The organism is Polynucleobacter sp. JS-JIR-II-b4 (assembly GCF_018687815.1).
In the GTDB taxonomy this organism is placed as follows: domain Bacteria; phylum Pseudomonadota; class Gammaproteobacteria; order Burkholderiales; family Burkholderiaceae; genus Polynucleobacter.
Map to the genome: position 1 here is coordinate 1,685,420 of NZ_CP061306.1, position 16,495 is coordinate 1,701,914.

The window sequence follows — 16,495 nt, forward strand, 5'->3', positions numbered from 1 at the left end:
TCAGTATGAATAAGCCAACGCAGACGATCGATACACACTCAGTCATGTTTATTACCCCGCGCCCTGATGTGATCATGGTCGAAGGTAAGGGTTCATGGCTCACTGATAACAATGGGAAACGCTATTTGGATTTCTTGCAAGGCTGGGCCGTTAACTGTTTAGGTCACTGCAACCCAGGAATGATTGAGGCGCTCAATAAGCAAGCGAAGACACTCATTAACCCTAGTCCGGCATTCTTTAACGAGCCGATGATTGGCTTATCGAATCTACTGACTCAGAACAGCTGCTTTGACAAAGTCTTCTTTGCCAATAGCGGGGCTGAAGCCAATGAAGGTGCGATCAAGTTAGCGCGCAAATGGGGTCAACTCAATAAATCTGGTGCATTTGAGATCATCACGTTTGATCACAGCTTTCATGGCCGCACATTAGCCACAATGAGCGCTTCTGGAAAGCCAAACTGGGACACGATGTTTGCTCCGCAAGTAGCGGGCTTTCCTAAAGCGGATTTAAATGATTTAGAGTCAGTTAAGAAACTTGTGACCGACAAAACCGTTGCAGTCATGCTTGAACCTGTTCAAGGCGAAGGCGGCGTGATTCCAACTACTCAAGAATTTATGCGTGAACTACGTAAGTTCACTAAAGAAAATAATATTCTATTAATTGCTGATGAAGTACAGGCTGGTTGCGGCCGTACCGGCGCGCTCTTTGCTTACCAAAACTACGGCATAGAGCCAGACATCATGACTTTGGGCAAAGGTATTGGTGGAGGCGTTCCTCTAGCAGCCCTATTGGCAACAGATGCGGTAGCTTGCTTTGTGCCTGGCGATCAAGGCGGGACCTATAACGGCAACCCACTCATGACAGCTGTTGGTATTAGCGTCATTGAGCAACTATTAGCCCCAGGATTTTTAGATAGCGTCAAAGCTAAAGGTGAATTGCTCAAGTCTGAATTACTCAAGCTTTGTGCAGAATTTAATCTTGAAGGTGAGCGTGGCGAAGGATTACTGCGCGCATTGATGCTTGGAAAAGAGATTGGCCCAAAACTGGTTGATCTTGCCAGAGATCGTGGCCCAGAAGGTTTGTTGATTAATTCACCAAGACCAAACTTGTTACGCTTTATGCCTGCTTTAAATGTATCGGACGATGAAATTCGTCAGATGTGCAATATGCTGCGTGAGCTACTAAAGCAAGTCGACTAACTCTACCCAATTAGGTTTTTGGGTAGAGAGAAAGTCACTTCCTCTATTACCCCATCAAGCGCCCGTACCTGCCTAGGGCCAAACTCCTGAATGCGGCTAACAATCGATTGCGCCAAGCTCTCTGGCGCCGATGCGCCCGCAGTTAAACCTACCCGTTTTTTACCAGCGAACCATTCTGGCTTTAACTGATCTGGTGAATCCACCATGTAAGACGGAACACCGAGCTTTTCAGAAAGCTCACGCAAGCGATTAGAGTTCGAGCTTGTCGCACTTCCCACCACAATAACGACTTCAACCTGAGGCGCCATAAATTTCACAGCATCCTGACGATTCTGAGTGGCATAACAAATATCTTGTTTGCGGGGCTGAACAATATTGGGAAACTTCATCGTTAGCGCATCGACAATTTCTTTTGTCTCATCTACCGAGAGTGTTGTCTGGGTAACAAATGCAATCTTTTCATCGGCCGGGAAAGGCAAGGATCCCGCATCACCAACTCTCTCGATTAAGAAGACACCCTCTTTCACCTGCCCCATCGTTCCTTCAACTTCAGGATGTCCAGCGTGACCAATCATCAATACCGTGAAGCCGTCTTTACACATCTTGACAACTTCAAGATGAACTTTAGTTACCAAGGGACATGTAGCGTCATATACCTGCAAACCCCGCGCCTCGGCATCCTTGCGAACTTCCTGAGAAACCCCATGAGCACTAAATACAACAATGCCGCCTTTGGGAACCTCATGCAATTCATCTACAAATACCGCGCCCTTATCGCGCAACTCATTGACTACATAGGCGTTATGAACAATTTCATGGCGCACATATATTGGTGCGCCAAAACGATTGAGCGCCTCATTAACGATGTTGATGGCACGATCTACGCCTGCGCAAAAACCACGCGGCTGAGCCATCAAAATTTCCGGTTGATTAGAGTCGCTCATGATTTACAAAATCGCCACAATCTCTGCTTCAAAGGTAACCGGTCTGCCAGCCAATGGATGGTTAAAGTCAAACCAAGCACCCTCTTCATTAATCGATTGCAGCACGCCTGCATATTGAGCGCCACCAGGCGCATTGAACTCAATCACATCCCCAGGATTAAATTCCACATCATCATCGCGACCTTCTTTAAGCGCCTTCAAAGATACCCATTGCACCAAATCTTCTTTGCGCTCACCAAAACTTTCTTCCGGCGCAAGCAGCGCACTTTTTTTCTCACCAACACCTAAACCTAGCAATACATTCTCAAAGCAAGGAGCAAATTGTCCAGACCCCATCAAAACCGTCGCAGGACGATCGACAAAAGTGTTGATGTAATCCTCCCCACTGGGCAAAGTGAGCCGATAGTTGAGGGTCAGATAGGAATTAGGCAAAACAGTAAGCTTAGTCATAAGGTGATTGTATCTAGGCCTGCGCTGGCTGTGCACTCCCCCATTACGGGCTGGCCAAAAAATGAGCAGCCTCGAGAAAAACTGCGCTTAAATGGCGCAGGGGCACTTTCTGATGCAGAACTACTTGCCATCTTTTTGCGGGTTGGGGTTAAGGGCAAAAGTGCTGTTGCCCTTGCCAAAGATTTACTGCATCACTTTGGGAGCCTCCCCCGACTATTAGCCAGCACTCCCGAAGAATTCACGCGCCTCCATGGCATGGGTCTTTCTAAATGGTCTCAAATTCAGGCGGCATATGAGCTGGTTAAGAGAAGTCTAGAGGATGGCTTGACCCATGACCCCATATTTTCATCGCCTAATCACGTCAGAGAGTTCTTGCAGGCCAAAATTGGCCGCCTCCCCCATGAGGTCTTTCTGTGCCTCTACCTAGACTCCCGGCTCCACCTGATTGAATGTGATGAGCTTTTTAGGGGGTCTATTGCCCAAACAGCCATCTATCCCCGTGAGATCCTAAAAGAAGCCCTTGCTAAAAATGCTAGCGCCCTAATCGTGGCCCATAACCACCCCAGCGGCAATCCATTACCGAGCGAAGCAGATCAAAAACTCACCAAAGTACTAGCAAATGCCTTGCAACTGGTAGATATTCAGCTCCTGGATCACTGTATTGTGAGTGGCAGCGGTTTTTTCTCCTTTTCTGATTCTGGGCTTATGGATATTGGACTTAAAGGATAGTAAATGCTAACTTGATAGGCAATTTTCTACCTAGATACCCCCTTTATGCTCAATTCCCCTCAAACAAAGCTATTTAGGGCTAGCCGAAAATAGGCTGAGACTGATACAATCTTCTTTTTTCGCAATTAATGGAGTTATGTCATGGCAAAAGTTTGCCAAGTCACTGGGAAGAAGCCGATGGTTGGCAACAATGTATCCCATGCAAACAATAAAACGAAGCGTCGCTTTTTGCCGAATTTGCAAAATCGTCGTTTCTGGGTTGAATCTGAAAACCGTTGGATTAGCTTGCGCTTAACCAATGCTGGTTTGCGCGTAATCGACAAGAACGGCATCGATGCTGTGTTGTCTGATCTTCGTGCACGTGGCGAAATTTAAGGAGCGCAGAAATGGCTAAAGGCGGCAGAGAAAAAATCAAGTTAGAGTCATCAGCAGGTACTGGTCACTTCTACACAACTTCAAAAAACAAGCGTACAAAGCCTGAGAAAATGGAGATCATGAAGTTTGATCCAACTATTCGCAAGCACGTTGCTTACAAAGAAACAAAGCTGAAGTAATTACTTCTTTCAGCAAATAAAAAACCCGCTACATCAGCGGGTTTTTTATTGTCTAGAAATTCTTCTAAGCACTTGGTATAAATTTTTCCTTTAGGCGTAACGACGCAATCTCAAAGAAAACTCACGTAGGCTTGTTAAGCCACTTTCTTCAGCGCGCTGACACCAAGCGTGCAACTGAGAAAGTAATTGCTCTTTGGTGGCATTAGAGCGGCCCCAGATAGCTTGAAGATCGCGGCGCATCTCAATCATCTTGCGTAGCTGAGCATTGCTAGCCATGAGCTCCTCAAGCTTTGCTTTTTCTTCCTCGGTCAAGCGGGACTCATCTTTAGCCAACCAGGTGCGAGCATCACCTAAATGGGATGCCAAGACCTGCATATGCTGCACTTCATTACTAAAGAAGTTGCGCAATGTCTTGCTATAACGCGCCATAATTTCGTAGCGGTTTGCAATGATGGCCTCTAAAGTGCTCTGATCAGCAGGGCGTAAGTCGCTTAGTACTGGCTTGGGTGGAGTCTTCTTTACAGTAGCCAAGCCAACTGCACTCATCATCTGGATATACATCCAACCAATATCAAACTCATACCATTTGTTTGACAGCTTCGCACTCGTTGCAAAGGTGTGATGATTATTGTGCAACTCTTCGCCACCAATCAAAATACCCCAAGGCACAATATTTCGGGAAGCATCTTCGTAATCAAAATTACGATAGCCCCAATAGTGACCGATACCGTTAATAATGCCGGCCGCAGTAATCGGAATCCAAAGCATTTGCACTGCCCAAACTGTTAGGCCAATCGCGCCAAACAAAAACACATCGATGATGAGCATAATGGCAACGCCCTGCCAAGAAAACTTGGAGTAGATGTTGTGCTCGATCCAATCATCTGGAGTGCCGTGACCAAACTTGTCCAAAGTCTCTTGATTGGCTGCTTCTTGTTTATAGAGTTCCGCTCCACGAGAGAGTACTGTATTAATACCCAAAACCTGTGGGCTATGAGGATCATCAACAGTTTCACATTTAGCGTGATGCTTGCGATGAATCGCCGCCCACTCTTTGGTAACCATGCCGGTTGTTAGCCAAAGCCAAAAACGGAAGAAGTGAGAAACGATCGGATGCAGATCCAATGCCCGGTGCGCTTGGCAGCGGTGTAAGAAAATGGTCACCGCAGCAATCGTGATGTGCGTAACGATTAAGGTGAAAACAACTATCTTCCACCATGACCAATCCAAATATCCATTAGCAAGCCAATGGAGGAACAAATCAAAACCTGAAGCTGTATTCAAAAGGGAATCCCTAAAGAGGTCTAAAACTCTATTTTAGTTCTTTAGGAGTCTTCTTGTTTTTGACCTTAGTCTCTTTTTGGGCGTCTTTTTCTGATTCGGCAACTGGGGCAGCAGCTTTCTTCTGGAATACAGCACCAAAGAAGCCATCTGTTCCATGAATATGGGGCCATAACTGCCACCAAGGATTGTCCGAACTACAACCTATCGGTAATTTATCCTTAGGAAACAATGGTTTAAGAACTTCAGCTGCTGGAACAGCCTCAAATTGAGGATGTTTTGCCAGAAAATCTTCTGCAATGGCTTGATTCTCCTGGGGTAACAGGCTGCAGGTGGCATAAACCAAGCGTCCGCCTGGTTTTAACAAGCGCGCAGCCGAGGTCAAGATATTCATCTGCTTCTGATTGAGCTCCAAGACTCCAGCAGGGGTCTGGCGCCATTTCAAATCAGGATTGCGTCGCAAGGTACCCATACCACTACAAGGGGCATCCACTAGGACACGATCAATCTTGCCGGCCAAGCGTTTGATCTTGGCGTCATTCTCACTATCAATCCACACTGGATGCACATTAGAAAGGCCACTACGTGCCTGCCTTGGCTTCAAATTCGCTAAACGACGCTCTGATGTATCTAAAGCATATAAACGCCCTGTAGAGCGCATGATCGCTCCGATGGCCAAAGTCTTGCCGCCAGCTCCAGCGCAAAAGTCGACAACCATCTCACCACGTTTAGGTGCGAGCAAGTAAGCCAAAAGCTGACTACCTTCATCTTGAACTTCAAACATACCCGCTTTAAAACCAGCAGTATTTTGCAGAGCAGGTTTGCCCATAATGCGCACGCCATCAGGCGCATAAGGAGTTGGAATTGCTTGATAGCGACCACCCAATGCATTCATCTGCACAAGCAGTTCTTCGCGATTGGTTTTCATGGTGTTCGCACGTAAATCTAACAGTGCTGGATGCATTAATGACTTAGCTAAATCTTCTCGAGCTTCTTCACCGGGATATTTTCCAAATGCATCCCACAACCACTCTGGCAAATTGTTGCGCACGAGAGGATTTAATGCCGCAGGATCAACCGTTGCAAAACGTTGCAGCCACTCATATTCACCGGGCTTAAGAACGTGCGCCAAGTCGGCGATAGCGCTCTCTGCACGATTAGCAGAACCCAATCCGCCTTCAGACAGAGCGGACAGCAAACCCAATAGGGCTAAGCGTCTAGGCTGAGAGCCTTCGCCGCTCGAAGCAAATTGAGAGAACTCATTTTTACGACGCAAAATGGCGAACGCACTCTCAGCAATCAAAGCACGATCGCGATTTCCGAGTTGTTTTTCTTCTCTGAAATAACGGCTGACTACTCGGTCAGCTGGCTGCTCAAAACTCAGCAATTCGGGAAGTAAACGCTCCAGATGGATTGCATGCTGCGGTAATGCTTTTGCATTGGAAAAATTCTTTTGACCTTCTGGTGCAATTAAATTACCACTGGCATTACGACGCTCAGGACGACGCAATGGATCTTTCGATTTAGTCGCGTAACTTTTGTGTGGGGCTAGTCTGCTGCCAGATCTGCGGGGTGGACGTTCTGCACTCATAATTTAAAAAATTGCGACTCCGGGGGTTGTAACTTCACTTGATTACCTTCTATTCGCAATCGTCCATCGAGGAACCATTTTACGGCCCGTGGGTAAATTTGATGCTCGGCAGCCAAAACACGGGCTGCCAAGGTGTCTGCATCATCACTTTTCAGCACTGGAACTGAGGCCTGACAAATAATCGGACCCTCATCCACACCCTCATTCACAAAGTGCACGGTGGCACCATGCTCCTTCACACCAGCCTCCAGAGCCCGCTCGTGGGTATGTAAACCGGGGAAGGCGGGCAACAAGGCTGGATGGATATTGATCAAGCGACCCTCAAAATGGCGAATAAAGCCTGGAGTCAAAATTCTCATAAAGCCTGCAAGAACCACCAAATCAGCCCCTAAGGCATCAATCTGCGCAATTAAGGCAGCATCAAAGGATTCTCGGGTTGCATGCTCTTTATGCTCAATGGTAAAGGCCGGAATACCCTGCGAGCGAGCAAAATCAAGGCCCTTAGCCGCCGAGTGATTCGCTATAACCCCAGCAAAAGTGACTGGCCATTGCTCTTTTTGAGCCATTTTGACGATGGCCTCGAAATTAGATCCGCGGCCGGAGATTAAGGTGACGATAGAAGGCATGCCCACAATATAATTGATGGCTACCCTGAAAGCGATTTTGTGAACGTATTCCGTGGCCCCACCCAGTTTTCTGCAGGACCTGCTTGTGCCCTAACCATCGGTAATTTCGATGGCGTGCACAGGGGTCATCGCGCCCTGCTCAAGGAGTTGGTTGATGGCGCCAAGGATCAAGGTCTGGTCAGTTGCGTAATGACCTTTGAGCCACATCCAAAAGAATTCTTTTCACCCGAACAAGCCCCTCCCCGCATTCTGAATTTGCGCGACAAATTAGCCGCACTTGCCGAGCTTGGAATAGATCGTGTTGTTGTAGAGCACTTCAACTCTGCTTTTGCCAAACTGTCGCCTGAAGAATTTGTTTCAGAAATTATTGTTAAACGACTGAACGCTAAATGGATTTTGATTGGTGATGATTTTTGCTATGGTGCAAAACGTGCAGGCAACTTTGCTAGCCTAAAAGCTGCTGGTGAAGAATATGGCTTTAAAGTCTCTAGCATCCAAACCATTCAAGAAAATGGTGAGCGTATTTCTAGTTCTGCACTTCGTACTGCGCTAGCTTCTGGTGACATGCAGTTAGCTGAAAAATTATTAGGACGTCCTTACGGAATATCTGGGCACGTACTTCATGGTCAGAAGCTAGGACGTCAACTTGGATTCCCCACTTTGAATTTAGCAGTTGCCAATCATCTCCACCATCGCAAACCGGCAACGACCGGAATCTTCACTGCACAAGTTTTAGGCTTAAGTGATCAGCCACTGCCTGCTGTGGCGAGCTTGGGTGTCAGACCAACAGTGGAAGATGAAGGCAGAGTATTGCTAGAAACCCACATCTTTGATTACAACGCGGATGTTTACGGAAAAATTATTACCGTAGAGCTATTAGAAAAAATCCGCGATGAGGCGAAGTACCCAGACCTCGAAACCCTTACACAGGCGATTGCAGCAGATGCAACGCATGCCAGAAATTATTTCCAGAAAAAAGCTTATGTCTGAAAAAGAAAACTCTTATCCCGTCAATCTACTAGATACTTCCTTCCCAATGCGAGGAGATCTAGCTAAGCGCGAACCACAATGGGTAGCTGGCTGGCAAAAAAACAAGCTCTACGAAAAGATTCGTGCGGCCCATGCCAATCAACCAAAATTCATTCTGCACGATGGCCCTCCTTATGCAAATGGCGATATTCATATCGGACACGCAGTAAACAAGATTTTGAAAGACATGATCGTCAAATCACGCTGGCTCATGGGCTTTGACTCTGTTTATGTACCCGGCTGGGATTGTCATGGCATGCCGATTGAAATTCAGATTGAAAAAGAATTTGGCAAGAACTTACCAACCGCTGAAGTGCAAGCTAAAGCGCGTGCCTATGCGCATGTTCAAGTGGAAAAACAGAAGAAAGATTTCGAACGCTTAGGTGTATTGGGTGATTGGAATAACCCCTACCTCACTATGAACTTCCGCAATGAGGCTGATGAAATTCGCGCCCTTGGGAAAATCTGGGAAAAAGGATATGTCTTCCGCGGATTGAAACCGGTGAACTGGTGCTTTGATTGTGGCTCCGCGCTAGCTGAAGCGGAAGTGGAATACCAAGATAAAACTGACCCAACGGTGGATGTTGGCTTTGCCTTTGATGATGCGCAGCGCCCACTGCTAGCAAAAGCATTTGGACTTGCCGAGCTACCAAATAAACCAGGCCAAATTGTTATTTGGACAACAACCCCGTGGACCATTCCCGCTAACCAAGCAATGAATGTCCATCCAGAACTCACTTACGCTCTAGTTGATGTTGGTGACAAGTTACTGATTCTGGCAAAGGATCGGGTTGAGATTTGTTTGCAAGACTATGCCCTGGAAGGCAAAGTGATAGCCACTTGCCAAGGCGCTCAATTGGCAAACATTTCTTTCTGGCATCCACTAGCTCCTTTGCACGAAGGTTATAAGCGTCTCTCCCCAATTTATCCTGCTGAGTACGTCACGCTCGATACCGGTACTGGCATCGTTCACTCAGCACCTGCCTATGGTGAGGAAGACTTTAAATCCTGCAAAGCCAATAAGCTTGCCGATAAAGACATTCTCAATCCAGTGATGGGCAATGGGGTGTACGCATCATGGTTGCCACTCTTCGCCAATGAATACATCTGGAAAGCAAATCCCAAGATTGTTGAAGCGATGCGCGAAGCAGGCAGCCTCCTGCGTGATAAAACGTATACCCACTCTTATATGCATTGCTGGCGTCACAAGTCGCCGATTATTTATCGCGCAACCTCACAATGGTTTGCCAGCATGGACAAGAAACCGTCCGATGGCAAAGCAAGCTTGCGTGAGACTGCATTAGCGGGCATCGATAGTACTGAGTTTTTCCCGGCATGGGGCAAACAACGTCTTAACAGCATGATTGCCAATCGTCCTGACTGGACTTTGTCACGTCAGCGCCAATGGGGCGTGCCAATGGCGTTCTTTGTACATAAGGAAAGTGGTGAGCCACATCCACGTACTGTTGAACTACTCGAAGAAATCGCTAAGCGTGTAGAAAAAGAAGGTATTGAAGCCTGGCAAAAATTAGAAGTTGCCGAGCTACTGGGCGAAGAAGCAGCACAGTATGAAAAGAACCGTGACACCTTAGATGTCTGGTTTGATTCTGGAACAACTCATTGGCATGTCATTCGTGGATCGCACCGTGATGAGTTATTAGCTACTGATGCAGAAACACCAAACGGTCGCTTGGCTGATTTATATCTCGAGGGTTCAGATCAACATCGCGGCTGGTTCCACTCCTCCTTGCTAACGGGCGCCATGCTCGATGGCAAGCCGCCCTATAAGGCACTCCTTACGCATGGCTTTACCGTCGATGGTCAAGGCCGCAAGATGAGTAAATCCGTGGGCAATGTGATTGCGCCTCAACAAGTTGCCGACAAGCTCGGTGCTGAGATCATTCGCCTCTGGGTTGCCTCTACCGACTACTCGGGTGAAATGACGATCTCAGACGAGATTCTCAAACGCGTTACCGAGAGCTATCGTCGTATTCGTAATACTTTGCGCTTCTTGCTAGCCAACCTATCTGATTTTGATCCTAGCAAGCACACGATGCCTGCTGAGCAGTGGCTTGAGATTGATCGCTACGCAGTTGCTCTTGCAAATCAATTGCAGAGTGATACTGAAGCGCATTACAAGGCATATGAATTCCAACCAGCAGTAGCTCGCATGCTGTCTTTCTGCTCCGAGGACTTGGGCGGCTTCTATTTGGATATTCTGAAGGACCGCCTCTACACGAGCGCACCCGACTCTCCTGACCGCCGCGCTGCTCAGAACGCCCTATTCCATATCACCCGAAACCTCTTAAAGTGGCTATCGCCATTCCTCTCCTTCACCGCAGAGGAAGCCTGGAAAGACTTCCCCCATGGCTCAGGCAGCAAGCCTGCAGAATCGATCTTTATGGAAGAGTTCGGCAAGTTCCCTAAGATTGCTCATGCTGAGGAATTGCTGGCCAAATGGAATCGTATTCGCGAAATTCGCTCCGAAGTGACTAAGGCAATTGAGCTTGAGCGCGAAGCAGGCAATGTAGGCTCATCGCTGCAAGCTGAACTCACGATTAAAGTTGGTGATGTTGATTTCGCCATCCTCCACTCATTAGAAGATGATTTACGCTTTGTAACCATCACGTCTAGCGCCAATATTGAACTCAGTAATGAGGGGTTAGAAGTTTTGGTACGCGGTAGCCAATATAAAAAATGTGGCCGCTGCTGGCATCACACCAAAGATGTAGGAAGCAATGCCGACCATCCAGAATTATGTGGTCGCTGTCTTAGCAACTTGTTTGGTGATGGTGATCACCGCCTCTTCGCTTAAGTAACAACCATATGAAAAGTCTTGCTCTCCCTCGTTATCTAGCAATTGCTGTCGTTGTGCTATTGCTAGATCAACTTAGCAAGTGGTCGGCGCTCAGTAATTTGCAAATGGGCGTGCCTGAGCCAGTCCTGCCTTTTTTGAACTGGTTGCTTCTCTTTAATCCAGGTGCAGCATTTTCATTTCTGGCGCAAGGCTCTGGTTGGCAGCGTTGGTTCTTCACCATTCTTGGGCTAGCGGCATCCGTTTACATTATTTGGATGCTATATAAAAACCAAAGCGATAAGCTACTCTGCACAGCCTTGAGCCTCATTCTAGGCGGCGCACTGGGCAACGTCTTGGATCGCGTGATGTATGGCGCTGTAGTCGACTTTATTGACGTGTATTACGGCAACTGGCATTGGCCTGCATTTAATATTGCCGATAGCGCCATCTGCATCGGTGCTGCCCTCATTATTTGGGGTGAATTACGCAAGTCATTTGGCAAATCCGCCCAATCCCATTAAGCTGGCGCCATGCAATCACTTATTAATAAGAAGATCGTTCTCGGAATCTCTGGTGGAATAGCGGCCTATAAAGCCCCTGAGCTTGCACGTCAACTCATGCAAGAAGGCGCATCAGTACAAGTAGTGATGACCGAGGCGGCACAGCAATTTGTGACCCCTGTAACCATGCAAGCCCTCACAGGTAATCCGGTTTACTTGAGTCAATGGGATAGCACCATTCCAAACAATATGGCGCACATTGAGTTATCACGTTCTGCAGATGCCATTCTGATTGCGCCAGCAAGTGCAGATCTCATGGCCAAGCTTTCTCTGGGCTTAGCTGATGACTTACTGACTACCTTATGTCTTGCAAGAGATTGCCCTCTATTACTCACGCCGGCCATGAACAAGCAGATGTGGGAGCATGCGGCTACCCAAAGAAGCGTCAAACGACTTGCAGACGATGGCATTACCCTTCTTGGGCCTGCCAGCGGCTTCCAGGCTTGTGGTGAAGTAGGTATGGGCAGAATGCTCGAGCCCGCTGAAATCACCGAGCAAGTTATTGCCTTCTTTCAGAAAAAATTATTGGCCGGTAAAAAAGTATTAATTACTGGAGGCCCCACATTTGAAGCAATTGATCCAGTGCGCGGCATCACCAATCACAGCTCGGGCAAGATGGGTTTTGCAATCGCAAGAGCTGCTGTTGAGGCTGGCGCCCAAGTCCATTTAATTGCTGGGCCTTGCGATCTCAATACTCCGCTTGAAGCTACCGGAAAAATTACCCGCACCAATGTCGTTAGCGCCAAAGAAATGCATGCAGCCACTCTGAACGTAGCTGACTGCGATATTTTCTTTGCAGTCGCCGCCGTCGCTGACTGGGGTATTGCCAAGCCTGCCAAAGAAAAGATGAAACGCCAAGGTAACCAAGCACCTCATTTAGAGTTTTCAGCTAACCCAGACATTCTGCTTGATGTTGCTAAGACAGTGAAAACTAAAGGTGGTAAGCCGCACCCCTATTGCGTAGGCTTTGCAGCAGAGTCAACCGATCTAGAAAAGCATGCCGATGAGAAGCGCCAGCGCAAAGGTATCCCAATGATTGTTGGCAACATTGGTCCCGATACATTCGGCAGCGACCTGAATCAATTACTGGTGATCGATGCCAGCGGTAGCAAAAAAATTGCTAAAGCAGAAAAGCTTCAGCTTGCACGTCAACTCATTGCGCTAGTTGCCAAGAAAATTTAATTCTCCGTTTTAGGAACATCATGCAATCTCTCCAAGTAAAAATTCTCGATGAACGTATGCGCGACCAGTTGCCAACCTATGGCACCTCTGGAAGTGCTGGATTAGATCTGCGTGCGTGTATTGATGAAGCGATCGAAATTGCCCCGGGTCAAACGGTACTTGTGCCTACTGGATTAGCAATCTATGTTGAAGATCCACGCTATGCTGCATTTATTCTGCCGCGCTCTGGCTTGGGCCATAAGCACGGTATCGTGCTCGGTAACTTAGTTGGCTTAATTGATTCAGACTATCAAGGTCAGCTCATGGTGAGCACCTGGAATCGCGGCTCCACTTCATTCAAACTCGAGCCGATGGAGCGTTTAGCTCAATTGGTTGTGATGCCTGTGCAACAAGTAGAACTCAAGGTGGTTGAGGAGTTCACTGAAAGTAGTCGTGGCGCTGGTGGCTTTGGAAGTACTGGCAGAACCTAAATACACAATAATATTTAGCCATAGAAAAAGCCACCCGTAGGTGGCTTTTCTTTTGATTGCGAATGACTTACTTGCGAATATGCGCTTTGCGAGCAGCATCTTGTGACATGCCAGCACCAGCGCCTTCACGAGACTCTTTTTCAGCAGTAATTTCTTTACGACGCTCTTTGCAAGAACCAGCAATTTCCTGCAAAGCCTTACGAGCGCGCGCCGCAGAAGCTTTAATACCTTTGCCTTGAAACTTTTCATTCTCAGCCTTGTAGTTTTCAAAAGCTTCTAGTAATTTATCGTGATGAGACATATCTTCCTTTTTTGGGTTGTTTTTATTTAAAAATGTTTGTTAATTAAATTTCTTCAGCAGGCATCACATCAGCTTTAGCACGCTTACCTGGCAATACAGGAGCTTCGAAGTTCAATAGAACTTTGCCATCAGCATCAATGTCGACATCCACGTGACCACCTTGAGCTAACTTACCAAACAGAAGCTCATCAGCAAGCGCCTTACGGACAGTGTCTTGAATGATGCGCTGCATCGGACGAGCACCCATCAAAGGGTCGAAGCCATGTTTAGCTAAATGCGCACGCAAAGCAGGACTAAAGGTGGCATCCACTTTCTTCTCATGGAGTTGCTCCTCTAGCTGCATCAAGAACTTATCAACCACGCGCATGATGATGGACTCATCCAGAGCTTTGAAGGAAACAATAGCATCCAAGCGATTGCGGAACTCTGGCGTAAAGAACTTCTTGATATCGGCCATCTCATCGCCAGACTCACGCGCATTGGTAAAGCCAATGGTCGATTTCTGCATTGCCTCAGCACCAGCATTGGTAGTCATGATGATGATCACGTTACGGAAATCAGTCTTACGACCATTGTTATCCGTCAAAGTGCCATGATCCATCACCTGCAAGAGAATATTGAAAATATCCGGGTGGGCTTTTTCAATTTCATCAAGCAAGAGCACACAATGTGGCTTCTTATTAACAGCTTCAGTAAGTAAGCCACCCTGATCAAATCCTACATAACCTGGGGGCGCACCAATCAAGCGACTCACCGCATGACGCTCCATGTACTCAGACATATCAAAACGGAGCAACTCAATACCCAGAATGTAGGCAAGCTGTTTAGCAACTTCAGTCTTACCAACACCAGTTGGACCGGAGAACAAGAATGAGCCGATTGGACGATCGATCTTACCCAGACCGGCACGCGTCATTTTGATAGCGCTGGCCAAGGCCTCGATCGCAGGATCTTGACCAAAAACCACACTTTTAATGTCACGATCCAAAGTTTGCAACTTGCTACGATCGTCAACAGTGACTGATTGCGGCGGTATGCGCGCAATCTTCGCTACGATTTCTTCAATCTCAGGGCGACCAATAGTTTTCTTCTGCTTAGACTTAGGCAAAATACGTTGAGCAGCACCAGCCTCATCGATCACATCAATCGCCTTATCTGGCAAATGACGATCATTGATGTAGCGAGCAGAAAGTTCTGCGGCAGCGACTAAAGCGCCAGCTGCATACTTCACACCGTGATGCTCTTCAAAGCGAGACTTTAAGCCACGCAGAATTTGCACTGTCTGATCTACGGTTGGCTCTACAACATCTACCTTCTGGAAGCGACGCGATAAAGCTGCATCCTTTTCAAAGATGCCACGATATTCCGTAAAGGTGGTTGCACCAATGCATTTCAGCTGGCCATTAGACAAAGCAGGCTTCAATAAATTGCTCGCATCCAATGTACCCCCAGAAGCGGCGCCCGCTCCAATCAGCGTATGAATCTCATCAATAAACAAAACACCATGGGTATGATCTTTAAGCGACTTGAGCACACTCTTCAAGCGCTGCTCAAAGTCGCCACGGTATTTAGTGCCCGCTAAAAGAGCTCCCATATCTAAAGAGTAAACAGTCGCGTTGGCCAAAATATCAGGCACGTCACCCTTCACAATTCTCCAGGCTAAGCCCTCAGCAATCGCTGTCTTACCCACTCCAGCCTCACCAACCAATAACGGGTTGTTTTTGCGACGACGGCATAGCACTTGAATAACGCGCTCTACTTCGCTCTCGCGCCCAATTAATGGATCAATCTTGCCTTGACGGGCCATCACATTGAGGTTCTGGGTGTACTGCTCAAGAGGGCTTTCTTTGCCAGATGAGGCAGATTCTTCAGCCTCCTGCGAAGGCTCAACGGGCTTTACATGCTCCGATTGATCTTTACGCACACCATGACTAATAAAGTTCACGACATCTAAGCGGGTAACGCCCTGCTGTTGCAAGAAATAAACCGCATGCGAATCTTTTTCACCAAAGATAGCAACCAGCACATTTGCACCAGTCACTTCTTTCTTGCCGTTTGATGTTGACTGCACGTGCATGATGGCGCGTTGAATCACACGCTGAAATCCCAGCGTGGGTTGCGTATCAACCTCATCATTGCCCGGCACTACAGGCGTGTTGTCGTTAATGAAATTTTTCAGTTGAGCACGTAGCTCAGCGATATTGACAGCGCAAGCCTTTAAAACCTCTACCGCAGTAGCGTTATCCAGTAAGGCCGCGAGCAAATGCTCGACCGTGATGAACTCATGTCGGGATGCCCTTGCGTCAACAAACGCCATGTGCAAACTCACTTCTAATTCTTGGGCAATCATGCTTCCTCCATAGTGCACTGTAGTGGGTGACCCGCTTCACGGGAGAGTTCAATAACTTGATGCACTTTCGTAGCGGCAACATCGCGAGTAAATACCCCGCAAACACCCTTGCCAACTAAATGTACTTGCAACATGATGCGTGTAGCTGTTTCATGATCCTTATTAAAATACTCCTGAATCACCATCACCACAAATTCCATTGGTGTGTAATCGTCATTCATTAATAAAACTTTATACATCGAAGGCGCCTTAACTTGCTCGATTTGCTTTTCGAGCAGAAGGGTATCTTCAACGTACGGATTCCTGGGGTTGCCAGTAGTGGGATTTTTGGGAGCGCGACTCATGAGAAACATTCTAAACACAGATCTCCAAACTTTAATTTACAGGGGTCATGTTGCGAAAAACACGCAAAAACCCCTCTTAAACCCATAT

General features: G+C 47.3%; 17 protein-coding genes. 9 read left to right on the top strand and 8 right to left on the bottom strand.

The features are described 5' to 3' along the window. Positions 1-5: 5 nt before the first annotated feature. Positions 6-1,199 carry an acetylornithine transaminase gene (locus tag ICV90_RS08535; RefSeq protein ID WP_215358506.1) on the top strand — a complete coding sequence of 398 codons (1,194 nt, stop codon included), beginning with the start codon at positions 6-8 and terminating at the stop codon, positions 1,197-1,199. 2 nt (positions 1,200-1,201) lie between these two features. On the opposite strand, the gene ispH is transcribed toward ICV90_RS08535, so the two are convergent. Together ispH and ICV90_RS08545 are read right to left on the bottom strand one after the other, a co-directional pair. Next, positions 1,202-2,143: a 4-hydroxy-3-methylbut-2-enyl diphosphate reductase gene (gene ispH / locus ICV90_RS08540; RefSeq protein ID WP_215358508.1), complete on the bottom strand. Its 942-nt coding sequence runs from the start codon at positions 2,141-2,143 to the stop codon at positions 1,202-1,204. Between the two features lie 3 nt (positions 2,144-2,146). After that, the gene (locus tag ICV90_RS08545; protein WP_072582845.1) at positions 2,147-2,593 is read right to left on the bottom strand and encodes a peptidylprolyl isomerase; all 447 of its coding nucleotides are present in this window, start codon (positions 2,591-2,593) and stop codon (positions 2,147-2,149) included. Positions 2,594-2,623: 30 nt separating this feature from the next. On the opposite strand from ICV90_RS08545, the gene radC reads away from it, so the two are divergent. From radC to rpmG, 3 genes are all read left to right on the top strand, one after another. Beyond that, complete coding sequence (radC, locus tag ICV90_RS08550; protein ID WP_251367717.1) at positions 2,624-3,322, top strand: DNA repair protein RadC; 699 nt, start codon at positions 2,624-2,626, stop codon at positions 3,320-3,322. A gap of 141 nt (positions 3,323-3,463) precedes the next feature. After that, complete coding sequence (gene rpmB / locus ICV90_RS08555; protein WP_011903570.1) at positions 3,464-3,697, top strand: 50S ribosomal protein L28; 234 nt, start codon at positions 3,464-3,466, stop codon at positions 3,695-3,697. Positions 3,698-3,708: 11 nt separating this feature from the next. Beyond that, entirely contained in the window at positions 3,709-3,876 is a 168-nt protein-coding gene (gene rpmG / locus ICV90_RS08560; RefSeq protein WP_015421876.1) for a 50S ribosomal protein L33, read from the top strand. 90 nt (positions 3,877-3,966) lie between these two features. Here rpmG and ICV90_RS08565 read toward each other — a convergent pair whose 3' ends face one another. Genes ICV90_RS08565 through purN form a run of 3 tightly spaced genes read right to left on the bottom strand, consistent with a single transcriptional unit; the run spans position 3,967 to position 7,374 of the window. Further along, on the bottom strand, positions 3,967-5,160 hold the full coding sequence (locus ICV90_RS08565) for a fatty acid desaturase (RefSeq protein ID WP_215358512.1): 1,194 nt from the start codon (positions 5,158-5,160) through the stop codon (positions 3,967-3,969). A 28-nt stretch (positions 5,161-5,188) separates the two neighbouring features. After that, complete coding sequence (locus ICV90_RS08570; RefSeq protein WP_215358514.1) at positions 5,189-6,748, bottom strand: RsmB/NOP family class I SAM-dependent RNA methyltransferase; 1,560 nt, start codon at positions 6,746-6,748, stop codon at positions 5,189-5,191. Then, positions 6,745-7,374 carry a phosphoribosylglycinamide formyltransferase gene (purN, locus tag ICV90_RS08575; protein WP_215358516.1) on the bottom strand — a complete coding sequence of 210 codons (630 nt, stop codon included), beginning with the start codon at positions 7,372-7,374 and terminating at the stop codon, positions 6,745-6,747. The genes ICV90_RS08570 and purN overlap by 4 nt, the downstream gene beginning before the upstream one ends. 39 nt (positions 7,375-7,413) lie before the next feature. On the opposite strand from purN, the gene ICV90_RS08580 reads away from it, so the two are divergent. From ICV90_RS08580 to dut, 5 genes are read left to right on the top strand one after another with little or no spacing between them, the layout of a single operon-like run. After that, positions 7,414-8,364, top strand: coding sequence for a bifunctional riboflavin kinase/FAD synthetase (locus tag ICV90_RS08580; protein WP_215358518.1), 951 nt, complete (start codon positions 7,414-7,416; stop codon positions 8,362-8,364). Next, the gene (ileS, locus tag ICV90_RS08585; RefSeq protein WP_371743895.1) at positions 8,339-11,218 is read left to right on the top strand and encodes an isoleucine--tRNA ligase; all 2,880 of its coding nucleotides are present in this window, start codon (positions 8,339-8,341) and stop codon (positions 11,216-11,218) included. Before ICV90_RS08580 ends, ileS begins: the two co-directional genes overlap by 26 nt. 11 nt (positions 11,219-11,229) lie before the next feature. After that, positions 11,230-11,721 carry a signal peptidase II gene (gene lspA / locus ICV90_RS08590; protein ID WP_215358522.1) on the top strand — a complete coding sequence of 164 codons (492 nt, stop codon included), beginning with the start codon at positions 11,230-11,232 and terminating at the stop codon, positions 11,719-11,721. 9 nt (positions 11,722-11,730) lie between these two features. Next, entirely contained in the window at positions 11,731-12,942 is a 1,212-nt protein-coding gene (gene coaBC, locus ICV90_RS08595; RefSeq protein ID WP_215358524.1) for a bifunctional phosphopantothenoylcysteine decarboxylase/phosphopantothenate--cysteine ligase CoaBC, read from the top strand. Between the two features lie 20 nt (positions 12,943-12,962). Next, positions 12,963-13,412: a dUTP diphosphatase gene (dut, locus tag ICV90_RS08600; protein ID WP_215358526.1), complete on the top strand. Its 450-nt coding sequence runs from the start codon at positions 12,963-12,965 to the stop codon at positions 13,410-13,412. Positions 13,413-13,479: 67 nt separating this feature from the next. On the opposite strand, the gene ICV90_RS08605 is transcribed toward dut, so the two are convergent. Genes ICV90_RS08605 through clpS form a run of 3 tightly spaced genes read right to left on the bottom strand, consistent with a single transcriptional unit; the run spans position 13,480 to position 16,416 of the window. Beyond that, a complete protein-coding gene (locus ICV90_RS08605) occupies positions 13,480-13,713 on the bottom strand; it encodes a hypothetical protein (protein WP_072582836.1) in 234 nt (77 codons plus the stop codon). A 43-nt stretch (positions 13,714-13,756) separates the two neighbouring features. Further along, positions 13,757-16,063 (bottom strand): ATP-dependent Clp protease ATP-binding subunit ClpA, encoded by a 2,307-nt coding sequence (clpA, locus tag ICV90_RS08610; RefSeq protein WP_215358528.1) that lies wholly within the window; start codon positions 16,061-16,063, stop codon positions 13,757-13,759. Beyond that, positions 16,060-16,416, bottom strand: a complete 357-nt coding sequence (clpS, locus tag ICV90_RS08615) for an ATP-dependent Clp protease adapter ClpS (RefSeq protein WP_251367826.1) — start codon at positions 16,414-16,416, stop codon at positions 16,060-16,062. Before clpS ends, clpA begins: the two co-directional genes overlap by 4 nt. Positions 16,417-16,495 lie beyond the last annotated feature (79 nt).